Here is a 25,655-nt window from a genome sequence, read left to right as displayed (position 1 = left end):
TCAAAATTAAGGGCCATTTGCCGCAGTGGGGCGTGAAAGCAATGTTGAGGGGTTGACGTGCGGACCGGCATTCATGAAAAACGGTTGCATGGTTCTGGAGCAGACGATGGATTTCGAAGCATTTTTTAAGGGTGAACTGGACGGGCTGCACAAGGAAGGCCGCTACCGTGTGTTCGCCGATCTGGAGCGTCATCGCGGCAGCTTTCCGCGCGCGACGCGGCATACGCCCAACGGCCCGCAGGAAGTGACGGTCTGGTGCTCCAACGACTATCTCGGCATGGGCCAGCATCCGAAAGTGATCGAGGCGATGAAAGAGGCGATCGATCACTGTGGCGCGGGTGCGGGAGGCACCCGGAATATTTCTGGCACCAACCACTACCATGTTCTGCTTGAGCAGGAGCTCGCCGATCTGCACGGCAAGGAATCCGCTCTGATCTTTACCTCCGGCTATATCTCCAACTGGGCGACGCTCGGCACGCTTGGTGCGCGCATTCCCGGCCTGATTGTCTTCTCGGACGCGCTGAACCATGCGTCGATGATCGAGGGCATTCGCCATGCGAAGTGCGGCAAGGTCATCTGGAAGCATAACGATCTTCATGATCTCGAAGCCAAGCTCAAGGCCGCCGATCCGAAGGCGCCGAAGCTGATCGCTTTCGAGAGCGTCTATTCGATGGATGGCGATATCGCGCCGATCAAGGAAATCTGCGATCTCGCCGACAAATACGGCGCGATGACCTATCTCGACGAAGTGCATGCCGTCGGTATGTACGGCCCGCGCGGCGGCGGGATTGCCGAGCGCGAAGGCCTGATGGACCGTCTGACGGTGATCGAAGGCACGCTCGGCAAGGCATTCGGCGTCATGGGCGGCTACATCGCCGCGTCGACAGCATTGTGTGATTACATCCGCTCGTTTTCCTCCGGCTTCATCTTCACGACATCGCTGCCGCCGTCGCTTGCCGCTGGCGCCGTTGCCTCGATCCAGCACCTGAAGGTCAGCCAGTTCGAGCGCGCCCGCCATCAGGACCGTGTCCGCCGGCTACGCGCCCAGCTGGATGTCGCCGGCATCCCGCATATGCCGAACCCGAGCCATGTCGTGCCGGTTCTGGTCGGCGACGCCGCCAAGTGCAAGTGGATCTCCGATCTCCTGCTCGACAACGGCGTCTATGTCCAGCCGATCAACTACCCGACCGTGCCGAAGAAGACCGAGCGCCTGCGCATCACGCCGACGCCGCTGCATTCGGACGCCGATATCGAGCATCTGGTCGGCGCGCTGCACGCGCTCTGGTCACGCTGTGCGCTCGCAAGGGCTGTGGCGTAAGTCATCGTTTACATTTAATTGGGGAATGGCCGCTGTTTACGCGGCCTTTTCTTTTGCGCCACAAGGACGCCCGCGCGTCCGCGTGCCTCTTCATCGGCGGCAAAGACGGCATCCATGGTCTCGGCGGCGCCGGTGGCGATCATCTGGTCCATGACGGCTTCGGCGATATCGGCCATTTCCAGGAAGCCGATGCGGCCGTCCACGAAGGCCTGGAAGGCGATTTCCTCGGCCGCATTCATGATGGCGCCCTGCAGCCCGCCGCGCTCCATGGCGGTGCGCGCCAGACGCAGCGCCGGGAAGCGAACCTCATCCGGCGCCTCGAAATCCAGCCGCGCCAGCTTGGTAAAGTCCAGCCGCTCGACGTCGAGTTTCGTGCGGGACGGATAAGTCAGGGCGTAGCCGATGGCTGTGCGCATGTCCGGACAGCCGAGCTGCGCCAGCACCGAGCCATCGGTATAACCGACCATGGAATGAATGACGGATTGCGGATGGACCACGACTTCGATCTGGTCCGGCCGGACGTTGAACAGGTGTTTCGCCTCGATCATCTCCAGCGCCTTGTTGAACATAGAGGCACTGCCGATGGAGATCTTGAAGCCCATGGACCAGTTCGGGTGAGCGCGCGCGGTCGCCGGCGTGACATTGGCCATCTGCTCGCGCGACCATGTGCGGAAGGGGCCACCGGAGGCCGTCAGGATGATGCGCTCGACCGCATGCTGCTGGTCGTCTTCCAGCGCTTGAAAAATGGCACTGTGTTCGCTGTCGACCGGGATCAGTCGCCCGCCGCCTTCGCTGACGGCGCGAACGAAGAGGTCGCCGGCTGAGACCAGGCATTCCTTGTTGGCAAGGGCGATATCGGCACCCCGGCGCGCGGCCTCCAGCGTTGGCGCCAGGCCCGCCGTGCCGACGATCGCCGCCATCACCCAGTCCGAGGGAATGGAGGCGGCCTCGATCAGCGCGTTCCGGCCGGCGGCGACGGCGATGCCGGTGCCGGCTAGCGCTTCCTTCAGCGCCTGGTAGCGGTCTTCATTGGCGGTAACGGCAAGCGCGGCGCCACAGGCTTTCGCCTGGCTTGCCAGAAGATCGATATTGTCGTGTCCGGTGATCGCGGCGATCTCGAAGGCGTCGCGTCCGCCCAGCTGGGCAATGACGTCGAGCGTGTTCTGGCCGATCGAGCCGGTCGAACCCAATATCGTCAGGCGGCGTGGCGCCCTGCTGCCGGTTGTCATTTCCAAGTATCCGCATCTCGCTGTCGTCGCTCATGGCTCTACAGGGGATCGCGGAGAGCGGCAAGTCCGCAGCCATCGCGGCGAATGTCTGCTCCGGTCCACCGCTCCGGAGATTACTGATTTTAATGATAATTTACAGGCATCCGGTGAACCATTTGCCGAATGCCACGTTTCATCTCGGCGAAACCGCAGGAGACAGGCAGGTAATGGTTTTCAAGGCAGCTACATTTCACGGCATTGCACCGGCGATCGAAAGCGAAAACGCGATGCGTTCGGCGCTGGAATGCGAGGTTGCCAATGCGCTCGCCGTCGCCGGCGGCCTTGACGCCTCAGACGTCACGGTCACCGCCGTCGGCCAGGAAATCCGCCTCGGCGGAACGGTGGCGACACTGGGCGAGGTGAAGCGCGCGAGCGCGGTAGCAGAGGCGATGGCGGGGGTGAGGCTGGTGAGGAACAGGATACTGGTCGGGTGATGAGCACGGGAAACGGCGGCACTGCAGATAGATTTACAAGCCGCGCCCGGTCGCCAGCCAAAAGAACAGTTTGGTCGTATCCGGAGCGTCCGACGGATCGGCACCCGTGCGGTGGAGTATGCCGCCCGCCTTTTCGATGACTCGCCTCGAGGCACGGTTATCTTCGTTGCAGATGATGCCTAGTCTCTCGAAGCCCGCTTGGGCGGCAATTGGCAGCAAGAGCTGAAGTGCCTGGGTGGCGTATCCTCTGCCTTGTTTCCACGGGACAATCGAGTAGCCCACATGGCCCGGTAGATGAAGCGGTAATTGGCTTGTTCCCGGTAGATGACGAAGCGTGATGTAGCCGCAGAATTCTCCATCCCAGATCCAGAATGGCCTGAGAACCAGGCGTTGAGGCTCGCGATTGGACACCGAAGTGGCAATGATCTCGCCGGATGTCAGGCGAGCGAGGAAGTCCGCCCCGTCATGTCTGAGTGCCGCCAGTTCGGTTTCGACATGGGCCGTATCCTTCTGGCGCCGAGGGTCGGGTGACCATCCCTTTGCAAGCGCTTCCTCGAAGCCGGACAGGTTCGCCAGACTTGGTTCAGCCAGGACGATGGAGCTCGCGGTCGCTTGATGCTTCGCCATGTCTATTCCTAGCCCGAGACTACAATGCCGATCGTGTTCGGATGTAAAAAATAGCAATCCGAACTGGCGCATCGAATTGCAAGGGCAATATGCAAAAGCCGACCGGCGAGCCGGGGGCAGCCTAGCGGACAAGCGAATGCACGCGCATATGCCGGTTTGGGCAGGCATCTCTACTGGCCGTTTGAGCGCAATCTTCCGAGATGGTTCACGTTTTATGAAGAACTGGCGGCGATGGTAGCGGCATTCCTGTGTGATTCGAACCGCAAGACGGAGATGGTATGACGCTTCTACAGTTCCCGGCCGACAGACGCACCGCTGATGTGAGACGGTGTGCCGAAGCCCTGCAGCAATTGCATGGTGAGGCGGCAAATCGCTTTTGGCGATCGGAAATGGCCGGATTTGCAGCCGGACTCCGGGGACAGGGTGTCGCCGAGGATGAGATTGGTCATCAGGCCAGCCTGTTCATGCGCGCGGTTCAGACGGAGCTGGAGCTGGTGTTCGCCGCGGAAGAGGCTCTGGCCTAGGTCTTTCCAAGCTCGATCATCGCCTAGCATGGATCGGCGGCGAAGGCGGCAAGCTGTTTTGGCGATCGAATGTGGATGATCCGGGCGTGCCCGCGATGGGCTTCGATGGCGGCGAGCAGTTTCGGACGCATGTCCCGATGCAGCGTCCACATCATCTTGAAGAGACGAATGGTCACCGGAAACATCGGGCATCCCTCAGGCCCGTCTGGACGGCCAAGAAAAAGTGACTTCACCTGGCGCTTGGCCGCCCACCAATAGTGAACCCAGATCGGATGATCGACGAAAACGATCGTATCCGCCATGTCCATGCGACGTTGGACGGAGTCCCACGATCCATAGCCATCGATCAGCCAGCGCTCTTGCGAAAGCCAGGCTTCGTGGGAGGCGATAAATTCAGACCGAGACGCCTGAACCCAATTCGGCTTCCACTGGATCCTGTCGATTGCGTAATAGGGGAGCGCGTGTGCAGTGCTCAACGCCCTGCACATTGTCGACTTTCCGCCGCCGGCATTGCCGATCACCATTACTCGGGTCATGGGTGAAATATAACCTGACGAAGGCGTTGGCGCAAAGACGGATGTGGTCGTTTCAGGAAGAAGATGGGTGGTGATCTCGACGCGATTCGAACGCGTGCCCCAGATTACGAATCTGAGTGTTCAGAGCACAATCCGGCAGGTCTGTTGCGCATTATAATTTTGCTGCGCAATCATTGTAGTCAACTCGATAAACCGAGCTTCCCATGCTGATGGCCTTGCCATGCAACACAACATTGCTGATGAATGTATCTTGGAAGTTGGGGGCGTGATGACGATAGCTGCTGTATGGCGGGAGGAAGATGTCCTTTGGTGCGTGTCAGACACGAGACTATCTCGACCTGGAAAGTCCGGTCTCATAGTGACTTCCGATTCAGGAGCGAAGATATTCCCGCTTCTAATGATGTGCAGACAGACAGCGAGCATCGATCCCGCGGGTTATCCCGTTGTCTACCAGCCTCATTTCATTCGGCGGCTGGGTGTTGTTTTCGCCGGAAATATCCTGATCGCTTCACAGGTTATAGCCACTGTTACAAGTTTATGTCAGTCGTTGGAAACGATAGAGCACGGCGCAGTGCCGAAACTGTCGGATATTGGTGAGTTGCTACGCAAGATCACCGAAGTGTACGTCCGCGATTTTCGATCAGCAACCAATGACATGGGAACGCCGAATCTGGCGGACTTTCTCTTATTCGGCGGATGCCCGGTCTCGAATGATTTGCAGATTTGAAATGTTCGTGACGACGTTTCAACGGGCCTTAGTGTGTCGTTGACGAAAAGAGGTTGCAAAGACGGAGACATAGTGGCGGTGGGCAGCCAACAGGAAAAGTTTCGCGAGTTGCTGCCTTCATTCCAGAAACAGGGTCTCTCGCGGCTTCCTAAGCATGCAATAGATCAAATGGCCCGTGACGGGCGAGGCGATGTTGGTGGAAGCATTGCAGTTGCGTACGCTCGGCCGGATGGATTTGAATATTGCTGGACAGTAAGTCCCATCACGCCGGGAGAGCCGATCGCCTCTCGCAAAATGAATGGTATCGACCTCGATAGCATCGGCGAAATTGGGCCTGCGCACGTCGGTGGTAAAGGTATGGCGTAAACCCAACTCCGGGATTTGTCGTGCGGATCGCCATAAGGACAGGCATAGCGCGCTAGACGATCAATATTTTCCGCAAGGCCATCAGGGGGATTGTTGAAAACGGCTGCCTGCTACAAGTATCGTGCTCTTCGGCTTGCCGGCATTTCGACTAGAGCCTCAGGATTCGTGTACCATTCATGCGCCACCGAATCCCCGCCAACGCCTGAAATTTCCTGTAAATGACTGGCGCACACAGAATTGTGCGCAAATTTTACCATAACCTATTGAATTCAATGGTGATCTCGACGCGATTCGAACGCGTGACCCCCAGATTAGGAATCTGGTGCTCTATCCTGCTGAGCTACGAGACCACTTGAGATGATCCATACAAAAGCAAAGGCGCGAAGCCAAGCCCTTTTACGTCCTAGGGACAATTCGCTTTTGTGCTGCCGTGCGCCCCGGTCGGGCGCACGGAAAATGGTGGCTAGGTCTCAGGCGTTCAAACGCTGTTCGGCGAGGCGGACCCAGTAGGAGACGCCGTGGGCGATGGCTTCGTCGTTGAAGTCGTAGGCGGCGTTGTGCAGGCCCGCCGTGTCGCCGTTGCCGACGAAGATGAAGGCGCCGGGGCGGGCGTTCAGCATGTAGGAGAAATCCTCGCCGCCCATCATCGGATCGACATCGGGGGTGACGTTGCCCACGCCAGCGATATCCTGGGCGGCGGCAAGCGCGTACTCGGTCTCGTCGGCGTGGTTGAAGGTCACCGGATAGTTGCGGTGGAACTGGATATCGACCTCGGCGTCATGGCTGGCGGCGATGCCGGCGACGATCTGCTTGAAGCGCCGCTCGGCGAGATCGCGGATATCAGGATCGAGGGTGCGCACGGTGCCGGCGAAACCGGCATTATCAGGAATGACGTTATAGGCGTTGCCGGCATTGAACTTGGTGACGGTGACGACCACGGACTTCAGCGGGTCGGTGCTGCGCGAGGCGATCAGCTGCAGGTTGGTGACGATCTGGGCGCCGATGGCGATCGGGTCGATCGTCTTGTGCGGCAGGGCGGCATGGCCGCCGCGACCCTTGATGGTAACGGTAAATTCGTCCGTCGCCGCCATGATCGGGCCCTTGCGGATGGCGAACTGGCCGACCGGCAAGCCTGGCAGATTGTGCATGCCGTAGACTTCGGCGATCTCGAAGCGCTCCATCATGCCGTCCTTGACCATGGCGTCGCCGCCGGCGCCGCCCTCTTCGGCGGGCTGGAAGATCACGGCAACGTTGCCGCTGAAATTGCGGGTCTCGGCGAGATATTTAGCGGCTCCCAGCAGCATGGCGGTGTGGCCGTCATGGCCGCAGGCATGCATCTTGCCGGGCGTGGTGGAGGCCCAGGGTTTGCCGGAGATTTCGGTGAGCGGCAGCGCATCCATGTCGGCGCGCAGGCCGACAGTGCGGCCGGGGCCTTTGCCGCGGATCAGGCCGACGACGCCGGTGCGGCCGATGCCGGTGACGACTTCATCGACGCCGAACGCCTTGAGCTTCTCGGCAACAAAGGCGGCGGTCTTTTCCACCGCGTAGAGGAGCTCTGGGTTCGTATGAATATGGCGGCGCCATTCGGTCACTTCGTCCTGGAGTTCGGCGGCTCTGTTCAAGATCGGCATATTGACTTTCCTGCTGCTCACTAACGGATTCGGGTTCGGCACTCGGTCTGGCACACATGTTTCAATATCGCATCGCCCTTTTCAACGCGCTGCGCATAATCAAAAGACTGTGATCCCAGACCATCCACTTTCCTGTCGAAAAAGGGTATGATGGTCTGAGTTCATGGAACTGGAGTACCCTTTTCGCCATCGGCGAATGTGTGGCACTCCGGGTAAATAAACTCGTCGATCGCCTTTGCCTTCTCCTAGCCATATAGGTTAAATAAGCGGAGCTTTCGAGAGAATTTAGGACTTCTGAAGGATAGATCGTGCCGACGAAGCAGAATCGTTTGTATGCCGCCTTGCGGCTTGTTCCCATGGCCGCCGCCGCATCCATGCTTTTCGTGTCGACCGCTGAGGTGGCTGATGCCAATCCGCACGTCCTCGTCGAGGCCAATACCGGGCGTGTACTCGATCATCAGGAAGCCTTCAGCAAGTGGTATCCCGCCTCGCTGACCAAGCTGATGACGGCTTACGTCACCTTCCGCGCTATCCAGTCCGGGCAGGTCTCGCTCGACACGCCCGTCGTCATGTCCAAGCTTGCCTCCGCGCAGCCGGCCGCGAAGATGTATTTCAAGCCGGGCCAGAAGATGACGCTCGACAATGCCTTGAAGATGATGCTGGTCAAGTCCGCCAACGACCTCGCCATGGCCGTTTCCGAGACGATCGGCGGCTCCCAGCAGGGCTTCGTCGCGCGGATGAATGCGGAAGCCGCCCGTCTCGGGATGCTGGATACGCACTTCATCAATCCCAACGGCCTGCCCGGCCAGGGCCAATATACGACCGCGCGTGACCTTGCGGTTCTCAGCGTCGCCTTGCGTCGCGAATTCCCGCAATATGCCGGCTATTTCTCGCTGGAAGGCTTTACCAACGGCGTCAAGCAGGTGCCGAACATCAACATGCTGATCGGTCGCTACGATGGCGCCGACGGCATGAAGACCGGCTTTATCTGCGCTGCCGGTTTCAATCAGATTGCGTCCGCCACCCGCAATGGCCGTACGCTGATCTCGGTCGTGCTCGGCACGGACAGTCTGGCCGCGCGCGCCGACGATTCCGCCAATTTCCTGGAAAAGGGTTTCCAGAACCAGTTTTCGGGTAAGGACACGCTGGCGAACCTCAGGCCCTATGGGCCGGGCCAGGATCAGGTCGCCGACCTCACCGCCGAAATCTGCAGCGCCAAGGGCGCAAAGATCCCGCAGCGAAACGCGCGACGAAGCCGGCCGCATGAAGGTGACCTCGCCCTATATCCACGAAATGGATCACGACCCGAATTTCGTCTATGCCGGCCTGATCGGCGGGCAGGATGCCGTGACCGCCAGCAAGGGCGACAAGACCGACCTGACGGCCAAGGGCGACAAGACCACGAAGGGTGACAAGCTCGCCACTTCGGGTTCCGCCGCCGCCGGCATCCCGATCCCCATGCCGCGTCCCACCTTCTGATCGGACCTGACCCATGAGCAATCCGCAGCATAGGGTGCCGGTATCGATCCTCACCGGCTTTCTCGGAGCCGGCAAATCGACGCTTCTGAACCGCATCCTCAAGGATCCGGACATGCGCGACGCGGCCGTCATCATCAACGAGTTCGGCGATGTCGGCATCGACCATCTTCTGGTTGAAAGCTCCGGCGACGCCATCATCGAGCTCTCCGATGGCTGCCTCTGCTGCACCGTACGTGGCGAGCTTGTGGATACGCTGGCGAACCTGATGGACGCCATGCAGACCGGCCGCATCCGGCCGCTGAAGCGCGTCGTCATCGAGACAACAGGCCTTGCCGATCCAGCGCCGGTGATGCAGTCGATCATGGGCAATCCGATCATCGCCAACAATTTCGATCTGGACGGCGTGATCACCATCGTCGACGCCGTCAACGGATTGCAGACCCTCGACAATCACGAGGAAGCACGCAAGCAGGTGGCGGTCGCCGATCGGCTGATCGTCTCCAAGACCGGTATCGAGGGCGCTGCTCCCGCCGGTGCGTTGGAAAGCCGGCTAAGGACACTCAATCCGCGGGCGCAGATGCTGAATGCCGACAGCGAGGAGGCCGGCCGCGCCGCCATTCTCGTCAACGGCCTCTATGATCCCGCTTCGAAGATCGCCGATGTCGGCCGCTGGCTGCATGACGAGCTGGAGGCGGACGATGATCATCATCACCACGACCATGGGCATGATCACGACCATCACCATGACGATGGGCACCATCACCACCATGACCATCATCACGGCCACCGTCATCAGCATGCCCATGATGTGAACCGTCACGACGGCTCGATCCGGTCCCTCTCGATCATCGAAACGCAGCCGATCGATCCGGTCGCGCTGGAAATGTTCATCGATCTCCTGCGGTCCGCGCATGGCGAAAAGCTTTTGCGCATGAAGGCGATCGTTTCGGTGTCCGACAGGCCGGAGCGCCCGGTGGTGCTGCATGGCGTGCAGAATATCTTCCATCCACCGGTGCGTCTGCCGGCATGGCCCGATCCGAACGACCGGCGTACGCGCATGGTGATCATTACCAAGGATCTACCGGAAGATTTCGTGAAGGGCCTGTTCGACGCGTTCCTGAGCAAGCCGAGCATCGACAAGCCGGATCGCGCCGCGCTTCAGGACAATCCGCTGGCCGTTCCGGGCATGCGATTCTGATTTCCGAATAAAGCTACGTCTTGCGGATCGTGAAGCGATGGCCGCTGCCGGTATTTTCGCTCGCCAGCAGGGCATGGCCGTTTTCGTTGCAGAAATGCGGGATGTCGATGATTGCCAAGGGATCGCTGGTCTCGACCGTCAATATCGTCCCGGACGACATGCCGCGCAGGCGCTTTTCGGTCTTCAGAACGGGGAGCGGGCATTTCAGCCCGCGCAAATCGTAAACCCCGTCGTCCAGCCTATTCACCCTTGGCCCAGAACTTCCAGAAGGGTGGCTTCTTGGCCGTGTCGGTTTGCGCGGTTTCCACCGGCGGAGGCGGCGCGTAGGCGAGCGGGGCGCTGACCATGGGGTTCATGGGGTTCGCCATTGGGATCGGCACATTCGCGGGGATGTTGGCCGCGATAGCGATGTCGCCGGTCTGAGCTGGCTGCAGTGCGATGGGGCCTGGATCCGCCGTTGCCATGCGGATACTGGCGGTCGTCGGATTGGCGGTGGTGGCGCCACGGGCAATCTGCTGTGCCGACTGGTTCGACATCATCGATTCCAGGTCGGCGACCTTCATCATCTTGCCGGCGGCGAGTGCTGTGCCGGTCGGGGCATAGGCGAGGTCGTGGCCCTTGCGTTGCTTGGCGACGACGGCCTTGCGTTCGGCTTCGGTCGGGTCATACCAGGCCATGCCGTCGAATTTCTTCAGCGTGGTACTGTAGTCGGCCTGATATTGCTTGTCATAGGTTGCGAGCGCGGTCTGCAGCGCCGGCGGTGTCGTCATAACGGGGCATTTGCCACCGGCGGTGAACGGGCCGCTGGCCTGCTGGTTGAAGACGTATTTCTTCTCGCAGACTTCGACTTCCGGCGGACGCTTCGTCACCTCGAAATTGTCATAGCCGACCTTCAGCATTTTCCAGAATTCGATATTGGAGCTGAGGCGGTGCTTGACCATGTTTTCCGCCGTCATGCGGAAGGGGAAGGCTTCCAGCTGGATTGTCTTCTGGCCGCCCTTGAAGGCGTCGCGCGCGAAGGCGTAGATTTCCAGCACCTGCTGGTCGGTCATCGAATAGCAGCCCGACGACGAGCAGGCGCCATGGATCATCAGGTTGTTGCCGCTGCGGCCATTGGCGGCGTCATAGCGGTTCGGAAAGCCGGTATTGATGGCGAGATAGTATTTGGAATTCGGATTGAGGTTGGCCGGCGTCAGATTGTAGAAGCCTTCCGGAGCCTGCCGGTCGCCTTCCTTCACCTTCGGGCCGAGACGACCGGACCAGGCGCAGATGCTGTAGCTGGCGATCACCTCGAAGCGGTTGTTCTGGTTCGCCTTGAGGATCTCCATCGTACCTTCTTCCTTGAAGATACGGATCATGATCGGCGAATTGCGGTCCATGCCCTTTTTGGTCATGTCGGCAAGGATGCGGTCGGGGAGCGGCTGCTCGACCTTGTTCTTTACCTTCGACAGGTCAATCGACGCGGTATCGAGCGCGTCGTTGCAGCCGGCGAGAGCCAGCGCGATCAGAGACATATAGGCAAGGTGACGGATGCGCATTCTGACGTAGCCCATAGATGCGAAGAGCGGCCGTACGATCTGTTTCGCCGCCCCTTTCGAAACATTAAATGGAAGCATAGACGGTTTATACTTGATAATTCCTTACCAGCCTATGACGCGCCTGCGGCGCACTCGCAAGCTTTTCTTTGCCATTAACGGTTCGACAACAAGAATGTGGCCAAGATTTGGCCTCATTCTCGTTTGGAAAGATAGCGATTATCGACCTGCGTCAGAGATTGCGGCCAATATTTAGGAATTTCTGACGGCGGTCGCCGCGCAATTGTTCGCCCGAGCGGCTGGAGAGTTCGCCGAGCGCGTTGAAAATCACGTCGCCGGCCGCCGCGATCACCATCTGCGGGTCGCGATGCGCGCCGCCGAGCGGTTCGGGGATGATGCCGTCGATGATCCCAAGCCCCTTCAGGTCTTCGGCGGTGATTTTCATGTTGGTGGCGGCTTCCTTGGCGCGTGTGGAATCGCGCCAGAGGATGGAGGCCGCGCCTTCGGGCGAAATCACGCTGTAGATCGAATGTTCGAGCATATAGACGCGGTTGCCGGTGGCAATCGCGATAGCGCCGCCCGAGCCGCCTTCGCCGATGACGACGGAGATGATCGGTACCTTGACGCCCAGACACATTTCGGTGGAGCGGGCAATCGCTTCCGCCTGGCCGCGCTCTTCGGCTCCGACGCCGGGATAGGCGCCTGCCGTGTCGACCAGGGTGATGACCGGCAGCCCGAAGCGGTCGGCCATTTCCAGGACGCGGATCGCCTTGCGGTAACCCTCGGGACGGGCGCTGCCGAAATTATGCTTCAGGCGCGACTTGGTGTCGTTGCCCTTTTCCTGACCGATGATGGCGATGGGCTGGCCACGGAAGCGGGCAAAGCCCGCCTGGATGGCGGCATCCTCGGAAAATTTGCGGTCGCCGGCCAGCGGCGTAAATTCCGTGAACAGCGCTTTGGCATAGTCGACGAAATGCGGGCGCTGCGGATGGCGGGCGACCTGCGTCTTCTGCCAGGCGTTGAGTTTGGAATAGATGTCGGCCATCGACTCGCGAACGCGAATCTCGAGCCGGCCCACTTCGTCTGAAGTGTCGATGCTCTCATCTTCGCTCGCGAGCTTCTTGAGCTCGTGAATCTTGCCTTCGAGGTCCGAGATGGGTTTTTCGAAGTCGAGATAATTATGCATGAGGTGCGTTTCCGATCCTTTTGCCTGTGACGAGAGACGGCCCGTATAAATCTATGTGCCGGTCCTATTCCTGTTTTTTGCCCTGTTTGGCAAGGGGGTGATGCGTTTGCACCAGCTGGTGAAGGCGTTCTTCCAGCACATGTGTATAGATTTGTGTCGTCGAAATGTCGGAATGGCCGAGTAATTCCTGCACCACGCGCAAATCTGCGCCGTTGGCAAGCAGGTGGCTGGCGAAGGCATGACGCATGACATGCGGCGAGATCAGCGACGGTGTCAGACCGGCGCGGATGGCAAGATCTTTCAGATCGCGCGCGAAAACCTGCCGCGGCAGGTAGCCTTGCTTGGAGGCGGCGGGAAAGAGCCAGGGGCTCTCCGGTGCCGATTGTTTGGCGCTTGCCGCCACCCGCGCCTGCAGCTTGCCATAGGCTTTCAATGTCGCGATGGCCGATTGCGACAGCGGCACCAGCCGCTCCTTGTTGCCCTTGCCCCGGATCATCAGGAAACGCCCCTCCTGGTCCAGCACCTTGGCCGGCAGGGTAACGAGTTCGCTGACGCGCATGCCGGTGGCATAGAGCAGTTCCAGGAGAACCAGCATGCGAAGGCGTTGCAATTGATCGGGACCGTCCGTCGCGGCTTCCTGTTCGGCCTGGGTAAGAAGACGGGTCACCTCTTCGACCCCCATGGTTTTTGGGAGGGGTCTTCCTTTCTTCGGTGCGTCGAGAATGCCGGTGGGGTCATCCGTACGCAAGCCCTCGGAATAGAGGAACTTGTAGAACTGGCGCATGGCCGAAAGCCTTCGCGCCTGCGACGACGGCTTGAAGCCCTGGCGGGAGAGGCCGGAGAGATAGGCACCGAGATCGTTCGATCCTGCCTCCGTCAGACGGACGCTGCGCTCGGACAGAAAGGAGTGAAGGTCGTCGAGGTCGCGCTCATAGGATTGCAGCGTGTTGACGGCCGCGCCGCGTTCCGCGCTCATCATTTCCAGAAAGGCTTCCATATGGACGCGGCTCAAATCCCTCGCCATGACCTCGGCCCTCATGGTTTCACCGAACCGGTTGCCGGCGGGTTGACGCGTTCCGACGGCAGGCGGATCGTCACGTCGCGGGGCTGTGGGTCGACGAAGAGAACTAGAGCCCACATTGCCCCATACACCGATCCGGCGATCACCGCGCAGATGACGAGGAAGCGAAACAGGGTCGGCATTCAGAAACTCTCCTCGTCCCAATCATTGGTCCGGTGACATATTGTAATCATATCCATCAAGCGTTAGCCGAAGGATATTGCAGAGATGTTTACGTCACGGCGTCTTGACGCTACAGGCGCATTTGACGATACCGTTTCCAAACAAATTGTGAATGGGCCGATGAGTGAACAAGTCCTGACCCTTGGAGAAAGCCTCAAAGACAGAGCGCGTGCCGCATTGGGTGCGCGCAATCTTGTCCTTGTTGGGCTGATGGGGGCAGGAAAGTCCTCGATTGGCCGGCTGGTCGCAAACCAGCTCGGTATCCCTTTCGTCGATACGGATATCGAGATTGAGCGCGTGTCGCGGATGACGATCGCGGAACTGTTCGCCGCTTACGGCGAGGAAGAATTCCGGGCGCTGGAAACGCGGGTGATCAAGCGGCTGCTCAAGGGCGGACCGCGCGTCGTCTCCACGGGCGGCGGCGCCTTCATCAACGCACGCACGCGCCGGCACGTCAAACGCAGCGGCTTGTCGGTCTGGCTGAAGGCCGATCTCGATGTGCTGTGGGAGCGCGTCGGCAAACGTGAGACGCGGCCGCTGCTCAAAACAGACAATCCGAAACAAACCCTCGAAAGACTGATGACCGCGCGCTATCCGATCTATGCGGAAGCCGATCTCGTGGTTTGGTCGCGCGATGTGAGCAAGGAAATCATGGTCAAGGAAGTCCTTGAGGCCATGACCGAGGGGAGACAGGAAAGCACAACACCATGAATGCGATCACACCTGCACCCGCAGAGCGCCTTGTCCGCGTCCCGCTCGGCGACCGCGCCTATGACATTTTGATCGGGCCGGGCTTGATCGCCCGAGCCGGTGCGGAAATCGCGGCGAGGTTGAAGGGCCGCAAGGCCGCCGTCATCACCGACGAAAACGTCGCGCCGGTCTATCTCGATGCGCTGGTAGCGAGCCTGCAGGCGGCGGGTATCCAGTCCTCCAGCCTGGTGCTGCCGGCCGGCGAGAAGACCAAGAGCTTCGAGCATCTGATGACCGTCTGCGATGCTGTGCTCACCGCGCGTATCGAGCGCAACGATGCCGTCATTGCGCTTGGCGGCGGCGTGATCGGCGACCTCTCCGGCTTTGCCGCCGGCATCGTGCGCCGGGGCGTTCGTTTCGTGCAGGTGCCGACTTCGCTGCTGTCGCAGGTGGATTCCTCCGTCGGCGGCAAGACCGGCATCAACACCCATCACGGCAAGAACCTGATCGGCGTCTTCCATCAGCCGGATCTGGTGCTCGCCGATACCGACGTGTTGAACACGCTCAGCAAACGCGAATTCCGCGCCGGTTACGCCGAAGTCGCCAAGTACGGCCTGATCGACAAGCCGGATTTCTTTGCCTGGCTGGAGGCCAACTGGCAGGACGTATTTTCCGGCGGTGCGGCACGCATCGAGGCGATCGCCGCGAGCTGCCAGGCGAAATCCGATGTCGTCGTTGCCGACGAGCGCGAAAACGGTCCGCGAGCGCTGCTCAATCTCGGCCATACCTTCGGCCACGCCCTGGAAGCCGCCACCGCCTATGACAGCCGGCGGCTGGTACATGGCGAGGGTGTTGCGATCGGCATGGTGCTGGCGCATGAGTTTTCCTCGCGCCTCAATCTGGCAAGCCCTGATGACGCCAAGCGCGTCGAGGCGCATCTGAAGACAGTCGGCCTGCCGACGCGGATGGGCGATATTCCGGGCGAGCTGCCGCCGGCCGAAGTGCTGATGGATGCGATCGCGCAGGACAAGAAGGTCAAGAGCGGCCAGCTCACCTTCATTCTCACCCGCGGCATCGGCCAGTCCTTCGTGGCCGACGATGTGCCGTCCTCCGAAGTTCTGAGCTTCCTCAAAGAAAAACATCCGCAATGACGGTCGAAGGCACACTGGCGGTTCTGTTGGAATATTGGCCCGAGATCGTCTCGATCATCGTGCTGGTGCTGTTTTCGGCGTTTTTTTCCGGTTCGGAAACAGCGCTGACGGCGGCTTCGCGCAGCCGCATTCACACGCTGGAGGCCAATGGCGACGAGCGAGCGGGTATCGTGCGCAAGCTGATCGAACGCCGCGACCGGCTGATCGGCGCGCTACTGATTGGCAACAATCTCGCCAATATTCTGGCGTCGTCACTGGCGACCAGTGTGTTTCTGGGCCTGTTCGGCAATTCCGGCGTGGCGCTGGCGACGGTAGCCATGACCGTTGTCCTCGTCATCTTCGCGGAAGTGCTGCCGAAAAGCTGGGCGATCTCGGCGCCGGATCGGTTTGCACTCAACGTCGCCGGCACCGTGCGTTTCTTCGTCGCCGTGGTCGGGCCGTTATCGAGCTTCGTCAATGCCATCGTCCGGCAGATTCTTGGTGTCTTCGGCGTCAACCTCTCCAAGGAAGTGTCAATGCTGTCGGCGCATGAGGAGTTGCGCGGCGCCGTTGACCTGCTGCATCGCGAGGGGTCGGTGTTCAAGGCCGATCGCGACCGTCTCGGCGGCGTGCTCGATCTCGGCGAGCTGGAACTCTCCGACATCATGGTCCACCGCATGGCGATGCGCGCCATCAATGCCGACGATCCACCCGATGTCGTGGTGCGTGCCATTCTCGACAGCCCCTACACGCGCATGCCGCTCTGGCGCGGCACGATCGACAACATCATCGGCGTCGTGCACGCCAAGGACCTGCTGAGGGCGCTGGCGGAACGGAATGCCGAGCCGGAGAACCTGGATATCGTCAAGATCGCCCAGAAGCCCTGGTTCGTGCCCGACAGCACCAATCTCGAAGACCAGCTGAATGCCTTCCTGCGCCGCAAGCAGCATTTCGCCGTCGTCGTCGACGAATATGGCGAGGTGCAGGGCATCGTGACGCTGGAAGACATTCTGGAAGAGATCGTCGGCGATATCGCCGATGAGCACGATCTGGATATTCAGGGCGTGCGCCAGGAGGCGGATGGTTCGATCGTCGTCGACGGCGTCGTGCCGATCCGCGACCTCAATCGCGCGCTTGACTGGAATTTGCCCGACCAGGAGGCGACGACGATTGCCGGTCTCGTCATCCACGAATCGATGACCATACCCGAAGAGCGCCAGGCCTTCACCTTCTATGGCAAGCGCTTCATCGTCATGAAGCGGGAAAAGAACCGCATCACCAAGCTCCGCATCCGCCCCGCCGAGACGGAAGAGAACAAGCCGGAGTAGGGCTCGTTACCACCGCACAGCCTCTCCGGGCGCTGCCGGTTCCACGGCGAGCGCATGCAGCCCTGCATCCAGCTCCGGCTTCAGAAGCTCGTTGATCGCCCTGTGGCGGGCAAGGCGCGGCATGCCGGCGAACTTGGCGGAGACAATGCGAACTCTTATATGAGTCTCGCCGGTTCCGGTCATGTCGGGCTGGTGGCCGGCGTGCATGTGGCTTTCGTTGATGACCGCGAGACGCTCGGGCGCGAAGGCGTCGGTGAGCTTTTTTTCAATGCGGGATTGAAGCGTCGTTTCCATATTCCCGCCATGTCCTCGTTCGCGAAAAAGGTTCCCACAAAGCCTATAACATTCCCATTTGTCAATTCTTGTTGTGGGGTAATCGAGGCCTCATAATTAGGGCGTCATGAAACTTGATTCAAAATATTTCGATCGTATTCGAACCCGCCGCAGACGCGAGCCGGAGCCCGAACAGGCGCCGCCGACATGCCAGTGGGACGGCTGCGACAAAAGGGTACGCATCGCGCTCCGGTCGGGCGCAATGCGGAAGGGCAGTTCTTTTTGTTCTGCTTCGAGCACGTCAAGGACTACAACAAGGGCTATAATTATTTCTCCGGCCTTTCGGACGGCGAAATCGCGCGTTACCAGAAGGAAGCGATCACCGGCCATCGTCCGACCTGGACCGTCGGCGTCAACAAGGCGGCAAAGAACAGCCCCTTGCAATCGGAGGTCCGCTCCGGCGCCTATACCCGGGTTCGCGATCCCTTCGGCTTCGTCAAGGATGGCCACGGCCGTGGCAGCGGGCCACGCTTTCCGGAGCAGCGCAAGCTGAAGACACTGGAGGCAAAGGCCTTCGATACGTTTGGTCTGGGCGCCAATGCCACCCCGACGGAAATCAAGAGCCGCTACAAGGAGCTAGTGAAAAAACACCATCCGGACGCCAATGGTGGCGACCGCGGATCGGAGGAGCGCTTCCGCGCAGTCATCCAGGCATATCAATTATTGAAACAGAACGGTTTTTGTTAATTCCTGTCCTTGCTCTCCGTCTTCAATCAGGTATGGTCCAAATCGGCTGAGGCCGTGGGCAACTGCGGCAGGGTGCGCATTTGGCTGGCTGCACCTCGGCCGACTTTCCGGACGCGGCGTTTCTTGTCCGGGACTCTGTTCATGAATGCTCGCAAGCGATCATTTCATCGCATCGAGGTTTCGCTTCAGTCCCGGAGAAGTATCGCCGATGTTCCGACCAGACGGATGCGGGCAATAAACTGCGGCGTCATGATACAAATGGCTGAGATTGATATGGCTGGGTGACAGTCACCCGCCTTGGAGACATGATGAGCAAGATTGACCTTGATATTTCCGAGACTCCCGACACCACCGTTTCGGTCCGTGACGTCTTTGGCATCGATTCCGATATTCGCGTTCCGGCCTACAGCAAGGGCGGCGCCTATGTGCCTGATCTCGACACCGACTATCTCTTCGACCGCGAGACGACGCTCGCCATCCTCGCCGGCTTTGCCCATAACCGCCGCGTGATGATTTCGGGCTACCACGGCACGGGCAAGTCCTCGCATATCGAGCAGGTCGCCGCCCGCCTCAACTGGCCCTGCGTGCGTATTAACCTCGACAGCCATGTCAGCCGTATCGACCTCGTCGGTAAGGACGCGATCGTCGTCAAGGACGGGCTGCAGATCACCGAGTTCAAGGATGGCATCCTGCCCTGGGCCTATCAGCACAATGTCGCGCTCGTCTTCGACGAATATGATGCCGGCCGTCCGGACGTGATGTTCGTCATCCAGCGCGTGCTGGAATCCTCCGGTCGCCTGACGCTGCTCGACCAGAGCCGCGTCATCCGCCCGCACCCGGCCTTCCGTCTGTTCGCGACCGCCAATACCATCGGCCTTGGCGACACGACCGGGCTTTATCACGGCACGCAGCAGATCAACCAGGCGCAGATGGACCGTTGGTCGATCGTTACGACGCTGAACTATTTGCCGCACGAGAACGAAGTCAACATCGTGCTCGCCAAGGTGAAGTCCTTCCGCACGGAGAAGGGCCGCGATACCGTATCCAAGATGGTTCGCGTCGCCGATCTGACCCGCGCCGCCTTCATGAACGGCGATTTGTCGACTGTCATGAGCCCGCGTACGGTCATCACCTGGGCGGAAAATGCGGAAATCTTCGGCGATATCGCCTTTGCCTTCCGTGTCACCTTCCTCAATAAGTGCGATGAGCTGGAGCGGCCGCTGGTCGCCGAGCATTATCAGCGCGCCTTCGGCATAGAGCTGAAGGAAAGTGCTGCCAACATCGTGCTCGAAGCCTAAGGAAGAACCGACAAGTCATGTCAGGTCGCGGAGACAATTCCAAAGCGAAGCCGAGTGGCCCGGTCGACATGGAGCCGTTGCGTCGGGCGATCACCGGCTGCGTGCGCTCGATCGCCGGCGATGCCGAGGTCGAGGTCGCCTTCGCCAACGAGCGTCCGGGAATGACCGGCGAGCGCATTCGCCTGCCGGAGCTTTCGAAGCGGCCGACGGCGCATGAGCTGGCGGTGACGCGCGGCCTCGGCGATTCGATGGCGCTCAGGCTTGCCTGCCATGATGCCCGCGTGCACGCCACCATGGCGCCGCAGGGCGCCGATGCCCGTTCCATCTTCGATGCCGTCGAGCAGGCGCGTGTCGAATCGATCGGCTCGCTGCGCATGAGCGGCGTGGCCTCCAACATCGGCTCGATGAATTCGGAAAAATACGCCAAGGCGAATTTCTCCGGTATCGAGCGGCAGGAGGATGCGCCGATCGGCGAAGCGATGGCGATGATCGTGCGGGAGAAGCTGACCGGTCAGAAGCCGCCGGAAAGTGCTGGCAAGGTTCTCGATCTCTGGCGGTCCTTCATTGAGGAAAAGACCGGCGGCGAACTCGACAATCTCACCTCCAGCATCAACGACCAGCAGAGCTTTGCCCGTGTGGTCCGCAACATGCTGACGGCCATGGAAATGGCCGAGGAATACGGCGATCAGGAGATGGAGCCGGATTCCGACGAGGAGTCCGCCGACGAGGACAAGCCGAGCGGCGAGGATCAGGACGATCAGGATGTCGAGAGCGACGATGGCTCCGACTCCGCGCCCGCCGAGGACAGCGAAGCCTCCGACGAGCAGATGGATGACGGCGAGATGGACGGCGCCGAAATTTCCGACGACGACATGAGCGAAGAGGGCGAAGAGGATTCGGAGACGCCGGGCGAAACCCGCCGTCCGAACACGCCCTTTGCCGACTTCAACGAAAAGGTCGACTACCACGTCTTCACCGAGGAATACGACGAGACCACGACGGCGTCGGAACTCTGCGATACGGCGGAACTCGAGCGCCTGCGCGCCTTCCTCGACAAGCAGCTCGCACATCTGCAGGGCGCGGTCGGGCGGCTCGCAAACCGCTTGCAGCGCCGGCTTATGGCGCAACAGAACCGCTCCTGGGATTTCGACCTGGAAGAGGGTTATCTTGATCCGGCGCGTCTGACACGCCTGATCATCGACCCGACGCAGGCGCTGTCTTTCAAGATGGAGCGGGACACGCAGTTCCGCGATACGGTCGTGACGCTGCTGATCGACAATTCGGGTTCGATGCGCGGCCGGCCGATCACGGTTGCCGCCTCCTGTGCCGATATTCTGGCGCGCACGCTGGAGCGTTGCGGCGTCAAGGTCGAGATCCTCGGCTTCACCACCAAGGCTTGGAAGGGCGGGCAGGCGCGCGAAAAATGGCTCGCCGGTGGCAAGCCGCAGACGCCAGGCCGCCTCAACGACCTGCGCCACATCATCTACAAATCCGCTGACGAACCCTATCGCCGGTCGCGCACCAATCTCGGACTGATGATGCGCGAGGGGTTGCTCAAGGAAAATATCGACGGCGAGGCGCTGATCTGGGCGCATAACCGCCTGCTCGGCCGCCGTGAGCAGCGCCGCATCCTGATGATGATCTCGGATGGCGCGCCGGTCGACGATTCGACGCTGTCGGTCAATCCAGGCAACTATCTGGAGCGGCACCTGCGTGCCGTGATCGAGCAGATCGAGACGCGCTCGCCGGTGGAACTCTTGGCGATCGGCATCGGCCATGATGTCACGCGCTACTATCGCCGTGCCGTGACCATTGTCGACGCAGACGAGCTGGCTGGCGCCATGACCGAGCAGCTTGCTTCGCTGTTCGAAGATCAGTCGACCTTGCCGCGCTCGCGTATGCGCCGCGCAAGCTGACCGCCTTAGGCTTGTCCCCAGCATCGGCCGTTCGGGCCGGTGTTCGTGCTACTGCCGTCCTGATCCCACAGGCCCCGTGAGAGCCCATGAAACGCTTCTGCCGCGCGACCATGCTCGTGATGCTGCTCGCCGGCTGTGCCGCCATGGACACGCCGGAAGGCGGGGTGGCGGACATCCATGCGACGGCGATTTCCGCATTCAAACCCGGTTCTGGACTGACACGGTTCGGGGCGCTCGAATTCCTGGGTGGAGTGGAACTCAGCTCCGCCAATCCCCTCTTCGGTGCCATTTCCGCTATCCGCTTCCGCCCGGACCAGCGTCGTTTCGTCTCGGTGCTGGATACCGGCCACTGGCTGACCGGAACCGTCGAGCGTGACGGGGAGGGGAGGCTGAAGGGCATCGCCGATGTGCGGATCATGCCGATGCTCGATCGTCTTGGCGAGACGGATACCGGCAAGAGCGCGATGGATGCGGAGGGACTGGTGCTCAAGGGCGACCATGTGCTCGTCAGCTATGAGCAATATCACCGGGTCGATACCTATCCGGACCCCGGCTTCGAGACATCACCGCCCGATGGCTCCATTCCGATCCTGATCCCGCGAAAGGAATTGCGCGCCAACCGCAGTCTGGAAGCCTTGATGATCGCGCCGCAATCGAGCCCGCTTTCGGGTGCTACGGTGATCGTCGCGGAAGACAGTCTGGACGCTCAGGGAAACATGCTGGCGGCGATCCTGGACGGGCCGCTGAAGGGCCGATTCACGGTAAGGCATAGCGACGATTTCGACGCAAGCGACGGCGTGTTTCTGCCGGATGGCGACCTGCTGCTCCTGGAGCGACGCTTCGATCTGGCGCATGGCATCGGCATGCGCATCCGCCGCATCGCAGGGGCGGATATCAGGCCGGGCGCGGTCGTGGATGGCGCGGTCATCTTCGAGGCGAATTCCAGCTACCAGATCGACAATATGGAAGGGCTGGACGCCTTCCGCGCGGCCGACGGCACGATCCATCTGATCATGGTCTCCGACGACAATCATTCGATCCTGCAGCGCGGCCTGATGCTGGAATTCCGCCTCCGCGACGAAAGGCTGGTCAGCCAGAATTGAAAAAGCCCGCGACTTGCGCGGGCTTCCATGGATTTGTCGTGGCAGTTGCTTACGCCGTCGGCACCTGCGGGGCCGGCTTCAGCAGGTTCATCAGTGCGCCGTAGGGCAGCAGCATGACGAGGCCGACCGTCATTTTCGCTGAGAAATCGCCGATCGCCCAGGAAATCCAGCGCGGAGCCGACGTGGAAAACACGCCGAGGATCGGCGCCCAGTCGATGGCGAAGGGATCGTTCGGGCCGAAGAAGACGAAGAATGGCGCAAAGGCGAAGGAAAAGAAGATCAGGGTGTCGAGCAGCGAGCCGACCAGCGAGCCGAACAGCGGTGCGCGCCACCAGGCCATGCGGCGCAGGCGGTTGAACACGGAGATGTCGAGGAGCTGACCGGCGAGATAGGCCGAGCCGGAAGCGATCGCGATGCGCGGCTGGGCGGTGACGAAGGAGAGCGCGACACCGACGACGAAGCCGGCGAACACCACCCTACGTGCAGCCTTCGGGCCGAACTGACGATTGGTGAGGTCGGTGATCAGGAAAGCGACGGGATAAGTGAAAGCACCCCAGGTCAGGATGTCGGCAAGATTGATGCCGGCGAGCGTCGCCTGCAGCGGATATTGCACGAGGATGTTCGAGGCGACGACGACGAGCGTCATCAGCAGAACATAGGCAAGGGTATAACGTGATTTCATAAGCATTTTTTTATCCTGGGAGATGCCACCAGTTGGAGTGAAAAACCGGACATGGGAAAAGGCTTGCCCGGAGATGATCCGTGCAAGCCTCTCAGCCCGTATGATAGTCAGAAGTGCAGAAGCTTAGGCGGCTACAGCAGCAGCAACAGCGGCTTCGGCGGTCTTCTTGATGATCTGGCGACGCAGCAAGCGGGCACGCTGGCTGAGTTCGGTTTCGCTGGCCTTCAGAAGGAAAGCGTCGAGACCGCCGCGATGCTCGACCGAACGGAGGCCTGCAGCGGAAACGCGCAGACGATAACGCTGGCCAAGAACGTCAGAAATCAACGTGACCTGGCAGAGGTTCGGAAGGAACCGACGCTTGGTCTTGTTGTTGGCGTGGCTGACATTGTTGCCCACGAGGACGGCCTTGCCGGTCAATTCGCACATGCGGGACATGGAACACCTACTTTTGTTTTTCTTGGCCATTGAAAAGTCGTTCCAGGCAAAACCCAGCACGCAATCCAACAGGCCATAATTGGAAAGTTGCGGTTCTATAGTCAGAGCAGCTGTCCGCGTCAAGCCAAACCTTGAGCTTTCCCGCAATTCCGTCAAAAAGCTGTTGTTTTCTGATGGTCGCAGCAAGCGCACAAAGCGCCTATATATGTTGCCTGCTCTTTGTTGAAGGCTTCGGTGATGGTTTGTTTTCGGAAGTGGTTCCTTGTTTCGGCGTTGATGGCGTCGATGCCCTTGGCGGCGTCGGCTGATCCGGTGCGGCATGAAACCCAATACCGCGTCTCGCTTGCCGGTCTTCCGATCGCAAGGGCGGACTTCAAGACCGAGGTCAAGGACAAGCAGTTCACCATCCGGGGTGATATCACCTCATCGGGTCTTGCCAATCTCGTCACCTCGATCGATGCGAGAACCGACGTGACCGGTGTTGTCGGCGACAACAAGCTGCAGGCGACGCATTACACGCTCTACTACAAGAGCGGCAAACGGGAACGCACCTATGACGTCGCCTATACCGACGGTAATGTGACTTCGAACACGATCACGCCGGAGCCGAATCGGCCGGCGAGCTGGATTCCGCTCGGCGGCGGCGATCTGAAATCGGTTCTTGACCCGATTTCCGGCATGATTTTCCCCGCGACCCCCAATCTCAATTTGTGCAATCAGACGCTGTCCGTCTTCGATGGCGAGATGCGGATGGATCTGAAACTGTCGCCGAAGGGATCGCATCCGTTCTCGACGGAGGGTTTCAAGGGCAAGACGATCGCCTGCGGTGTCCGTTTCACGCCGAAGAGCGGTTATAAGTCGACGCGCAAGGATTATGTCTATCTCGCCAAGAGCGACGCCATGGAGATCTGGTTTGCCAAGGCCGAGGTCATGAATGTATATGCTCCCGTCTACGTCCGCATCCCGACGCAATATGGGACCGTGACGATCACCGCCGTGAAATACGGCAGTTAAGCGAGTTTTCGCGGCGGAGATGCCCGCGGCAACGGACCGGGGGCAGAGTTGACGTTTCGCGCGACATTGACGGGTTTCACGGCTATTGTGATGTGGTCGTTTCTGGCGCTCTTGACGGTTGCGTCCGGCAAGATGCCGCCGTTCCAGCTGCTCGCCATCTGTTTCGCCATCGGCAGCATCCCCGGTATCGTCGTTCTCGCGTTGAAGCCTGAACGCCTGCGCCTGCTGCGCCAGCCGGCCAAGGTTTGGATCATCGGTATCGCCGGGTTGTTCGGCTATCATTTCCTCTATTTCACGGCATTGCGCCGGGCGCCTCCGGTCGAAGCTGGACTGATCGCCAATCTCTGGCCTCTCTTGCTCGTTGTCGGTTCGACGTTGCTGCCGGGTGAGCGGCTGCGCTGGTATCATATGGTCGGGGCGCTGATGGGGCTTGCCGGTACGGTGCTGATCGTCGGCCGTAACGGATTTCACTTCGAGGGCGCCTATGCGATCGGCTATGGCGCTGCCTTCCTCTGCGCTTTCACCTGGTCCGGCTATTCGCTGATCACCCGCCGCTTCGATGCGGTATCGACAGATGTCGTCACCATCTTCTGCATGGCGACCTCTGCCCTTTCCCTGGTCTGCCATCTCGGCCTGGAGGACACGATCTGGCCGGACACGGCATCGCAGTGGGCAGCGGTGCTGGGGCTCGGGTTCTTTCCGGTGGGGGCCGCCTTCTATGCCTGGGATTACGGCGTCAAGAACGGCGATATCCAGATTCTCGGTGCTGCGAGCTATGCAGCACCGCTGCTATCGACGCTGATCCTAATCCTTTTCGGCTTTGCCGAACCGAGCTGGGGTATCGCGCTTGCCTGCCTGCTGGTTACCGGCGGCGCGGTTCTGGCCGCGCACCGGATGATCCTGCGCCGCAATAGTGGTGGGGCGGCGCAGGCGGAAGCGGCGGAACGGGCGTAGTTCATACGCCCGA

The 25,655-nt window shown here is 60.4% G+C and carries 25 protein-coding genes, 1 tRNA gene and 2 pseudogenes; 15 read left to right on the top strand and 13 right to left on the bottom strand.

Annotated features, from left to right (window positions below; genetic code table 11):
- Positions 1 to 106: 106 nt before the first annotated feature.
- Positions 107 to 1,318: a 5-aminolevulinate synthase gene (gene hemA / locus HB780_RS23420; RefSeq protein WP_183697414.1), complete on the top strand. Its 1,212-nt coding sequence runs from the start codon at positions 107 to 109 to the stop codon at positions 1,316 to 1,318.
- A gap of 14 nt (positions 1,319 to 1,332) precedes the next feature.
- Here the strand turns inward: hemA and dxr are convergent, their stop codons facing one another.
- Positions 1,333 to 2,547, bottom strand: coding sequence for a 1-deoxy-D-xylulose-5-phosphate reductoisomerase (gene dxr, locus HB780_RS23415; RefSeq protein ID WP_183689754.1), 1,215 nt, complete (start codon positions 2,545 to 2,547; stop codon positions 1,333 to 1,335).
- A 206-nt stretch (positions 2,548 to 2,753) separates the two neighbouring features.
- On the opposite strand from dxr, the gene HB780_RS23410 reads away from it, so the two are divergent.
- A complete protein-coding gene (locus HB780_RS23410; protein ID WP_183689753.1) occupies positions 2,754 to 3,020 on the top strand; it encodes a BON domain-containing protein in 267 nt (88 codons plus the stop codon).
- 33 nt (positions 3,021 to 3,053) lie between these two features.
- On the opposite strand, the gene HB780_RS23405 is transcribed toward HB780_RS23410, so the two are convergent.
- Positions 3,054 to 3,647, bottom strand: coding sequence for a GNAT family N-acetyltransferase (locus HB780_RS23405; RefSeq protein WP_183689752.1), 594 nt, complete (start codon positions 3,645 to 3,647; stop codon positions 3,054 to 3,056).
- Between the two features lie 278 nt (positions 3,648 to 3,925).
- Between HB780_RS23405 and HB780_RS23400 the strand changes: the two genes are divergently transcribed.
- Positions 3,926 to 4,171, top strand: a complete 246-nt coding sequence (locus HB780_RS23400; protein WP_183689751.1) for a DUF6074 family protein — start codon at positions 3,926 to 3,928, stop codon at positions 4,169 to 4,171.
- Positions 4,172 to 4,194: 23 nt separating this feature from the next.
- On the opposite strand, the gene HB780_RS23395 is transcribed toward HB780_RS23400, so the two are convergent.
- The gene (locus tag HB780_RS23395; RefSeq protein ID WP_183689750.1) at positions 4,195 to 4,707 is read right to left on the bottom strand and encodes a P-loop NTPase family protein; all 513 of its coding nucleotides are present in this window, start codon (positions 4,705 to 4,707) and stop codon (positions 4,195 to 4,197) included.
- Between the two features lie 220 nt (positions 4,708 to 4,927).
- On the opposite strand from HB780_RS23395, the gene HB780_RS23390 reads away from it, so the two are divergent.
- Positions 4,928 to 5,434 (top strand): hypothetical protein, encoded by a 507-nt coding sequence (locus HB780_RS23390; protein ID WP_183689749.1) that lies wholly within the window; start codon positions 4,928 to 4,930, stop codon positions 5,432 to 5,434.
- 639 nt (positions 5,435 to 6,073) lie between these two features.
- Here HB780_RS23390 and HB780_RS23385 read toward each other — a convergent pair.
- Positions 6,074 to 6,150 (bottom strand) — tRNA-Arg (locus tag HB780_RS23385).
- Between the two features lie 120 nt (positions 6,151 to 6,270).
- Entirely contained in the window at positions 6,271 to 7,431 is a 1,161-nt protein-coding gene (locus HB780_RS23380) for a M20 aminoacylase family protein (RefSeq protein ID WP_183689748.1), read from the bottom strand.
- A 308-nt stretch (positions 7,432 to 7,739) separates the two neighbouring features.
- Here HB780_RS23380 and HB780_RS23375 point away from each other — a divergent pair.
- Together HB780_RS23375 and HB780_RS23370 are read left to right on the top strand one after the other, a co-directional pair.
- Positions 7,740 to 8,910 (top strand): annotated as a pseudogene (locus HB780_RS23375) (D-alanyl-D-alanine carboxypeptidase family protein).
- A 13-nt stretch (positions 8,911 to 8,923) separates the two neighbouring features.
- Positions 8,924 to 10,108, top strand: a complete 1,185-nt coding sequence (locus tag HB780_RS23370) for a CobW family GTP-binding protein (protein WP_183689747.1) — start codon at positions 8,924 to 8,926, stop codon at positions 10,106 to 10,108.
- 13 nt (positions 10,109 to 10,121) lie between these two features.
- Here HB780_RS23370 and HB780_RS23365 read toward each other — a convergent pair whose 3' ends face one another.
- From HB780_RS23365 to HB780_RS23345, 5 genes are all read right to left on the bottom strand, one after another.
- On the bottom strand, positions 10,122 to 10,355 hold the full coding sequence (locus HB780_RS23365; protein ID WP_435693889.1) for a sulfurtransferase TusA family protein: 234 nt from the start codon (positions 10,353 to 10,355) through the stop codon (positions 10,122 to 10,124).
- A complete protein-coding gene (locus HB780_RS23360) occupies positions 10,348 to 11,646 on the bottom strand; it encodes a L,D-transpeptidase family protein (RefSeq protein ID WP_183689746.1) in 1,299 nt (432 codons plus the stop codon). The genes HB780_RS23365 and HB780_RS23360 overlap by 8 nt, the downstream gene beginning before the upstream one ends.
- Before the next feature lie 229 nt (positions 11,647 to 11,875).
- Positions 11,876 to 12,829: an acetyl-CoA carboxylase carboxyltransferase subunit alpha gene (locus HB780_RS23355; RefSeq protein ID WP_183689745.1), complete on the bottom strand. Its 954-nt coding sequence runs from the start codon at positions 12,827 to 12,829 to the stop codon at positions 11,876 to 11,878.
- Between the two features lie 64 nt (positions 12,830 to 12,893).
- Positions 12,894 to 13,853 (bottom strand): site-specific tyrosine recombinase XerD, encoded by a 960-nt coding sequence (xerD, locus tag HB780_RS23350; RefSeq protein ID WP_183689744.1) that lies wholly within the window; start codon positions 13,851 to 13,853, stop codon positions 12,894 to 12,896.
- A gap of 11 nt (positions 13,854 to 13,864) precedes the next feature.
- The gene (locus tag HB780_RS23345; protein ID WP_183689743.1) at positions 13,865 to 14,032 is read right to left on the bottom strand and encodes a hypothetical protein; all 168 of its coding nucleotides are present in this window, start codon (positions 14,030 to 14,032) and stop codon (positions 13,865 to 13,867) included.
- Positions 14,033 to 14,192: 160 nt separating this feature from the next.
- Between HB780_RS23345 and HB780_RS23340 the strand changes: the two genes are divergently transcribed.
- From HB780_RS23340 to HB780_RS23330, 3 genes are read left to right on the top strand one after another with little or no spacing between them, the layout of a single operon-like run.
- Positions 14,193 to 14,783, top strand: coding sequence for a shikimate kinase (locus tag HB780_RS23340; RefSeq protein ID WP_183689742.1), 591 nt, complete (start codon positions 14,193 to 14,195; stop codon positions 14,781 to 14,783).
- Complete coding sequence (gene aroB, locus HB780_RS23335) at positions 14,780 to 15,913, top strand: 3-dehydroquinate synthase (protein WP_183689741.1); 1,134 nt, start codon at positions 14,780 to 14,782, stop codon at positions 15,911 to 15,913. Before HB780_RS23340 ends, aroB begins: the two co-directional genes overlap by 4 nt.
- Complete coding sequence (locus tag HB780_RS23330; protein ID WP_183689740.1) at positions 15,910 to 17,220, top strand: HlyC/CorC family transporter; 1,311 nt, start codon at positions 15,910 to 15,912, stop codon at positions 17,218 to 17,220. Before aroB ends, HB780_RS23330 begins: the two co-directional genes overlap by 4 nt.
- A 6-nt stretch (positions 17,221 to 17,226) precedes the next feature.
- Here HB780_RS23330 and HB780_RS23325 read toward each other — a convergent pair whose 3' ends face one another.
- Positions 17,227 to 17,514 (bottom strand): BolA family protein, encoded by a 288-nt coding sequence (locus HB780_RS23325; protein WP_007690001.1) that lies wholly within the window; start codon positions 17,512 to 17,514, stop codon positions 17,227 to 17,229.
- Positions 17,515 to 17,620: 106 nt separating this feature from the next.
- Between HB780_RS23325 and HB780_RS23320 the strand changes: the two are divergent.
- The 4 genes and pseudogenes from HB780_RS23320 to HB780_RS23305 all read left to right on the top strand — a co-directional run bounded on the left by HB780_RS23320 (position 17,621) and on the right by HB780_RS23305 (position 22,557).
- Positions 17,621 to 18,240 (top strand): annotated as a pseudogene (locus HB780_RS23320) (J domain-containing protein).
- A gap of 308 nt (positions 18,241 to 18,548) precedes the next feature.
- The gene (gene cobS / locus HB780_RS23315; protein ID WP_183697408.1) at positions 18,549 to 19,538 is read left to right on the top strand and encodes a cobaltochelatase subunit CobS; all 990 of its coding nucleotides are present in this window, start codon (positions 18,549 to 18,551) and stop codon (positions 19,536 to 19,538) included.
- 17 nt (positions 19,539 to 19,555) lie between these two features.
- Positions 19,556 to 21,454: a cobaltochelatase subunit CobT gene (gene cobT / locus HB780_RS23310; RefSeq protein ID WP_183689739.1), complete on the top strand. Its 1,899-nt coding sequence runs from the start codon at positions 19,556 to 19,558 to the stop codon at positions 21,452 to 21,454.
- An 86-nt stretch (positions 21,455 to 21,540) separates the two neighbouring features.
- Positions 21,541 to 22,557, top strand: coding sequence for an esterase-like activity of phytase family protein (locus HB780_RS23305; RefSeq protein WP_183689738.1), 1,017 nt, complete (start codon positions 21,541 to 21,543; stop codon positions 22,555 to 22,557).
- 49 nt (positions 22,558 to 22,606) lie between these two features.
- Here the strand turns inward: HB780_RS23305 and HB780_RS23300 are convergent, their stop codons facing one another.
- Together HB780_RS23300 and rpmB are read right to left on the bottom strand one after the other, a co-directional pair.
- Positions 22,607 to 23,245 carry a queuosine precursor transporter gene (locus HB780_RS23300; RefSeq protein ID WP_183689737.1) on the bottom strand — a complete coding sequence of 213 codons (639 nt, stop codon included), beginning with the start codon at positions 23,243 to 23,245 and terminating at the stop codon, positions 22,607 to 22,609.
- Positions 23,246 to 23,362: 117 nt separating this feature from the next.
- Complete coding sequence (gene rpmB / locus HB780_RS23295; RefSeq protein WP_183689736.1) at positions 23,363 to 23,674, bottom strand: 50S ribosomal protein L28; 312 nt, start codon at positions 23,672 to 23,674, stop codon at positions 23,363 to 23,365.
- A 237-nt stretch (positions 23,675 to 23,911) separates the two neighbouring features.
- Here rpmB and HB780_RS23290 point away from each other — a divergent pair, with 237 nt between their 5' ends.
- Entirely contained in the window at positions 23,912 to 24,688 is a 777-nt protein-coding gene (locus HB780_RS23290) for a DUF3108 domain-containing protein (protein WP_183697404.1), read from the top strand.
- 48 nt (positions 24,689 to 24,736) lie between these two features.
- On the top strand, positions 24,737 to 25,642 hold the full coding sequence (gene yddG / locus HB780_RS23285; RefSeq protein ID WP_183689735.1) for an aromatic amino acid exporter YddG: 906 nt from the start codon (positions 24,737 to 24,739) through the stop codon (positions 25,640 to 25,642).
- Positions 25,643 to 25,655: the final 13 nt, after the last annotated feature.

Source organism: Rhizobium lusitanum (assembly GCF_014189535.1).
GTDB lineage: Bacteria > Pseudomonadota > Alphaproteobacteria > Rhizobiales > Rhizobiaceae > Rhizobium > Rhizobium lusitanum_C.
This window is presented reverse-complemented; position numbering and strand designations above follow the sequence as displayed.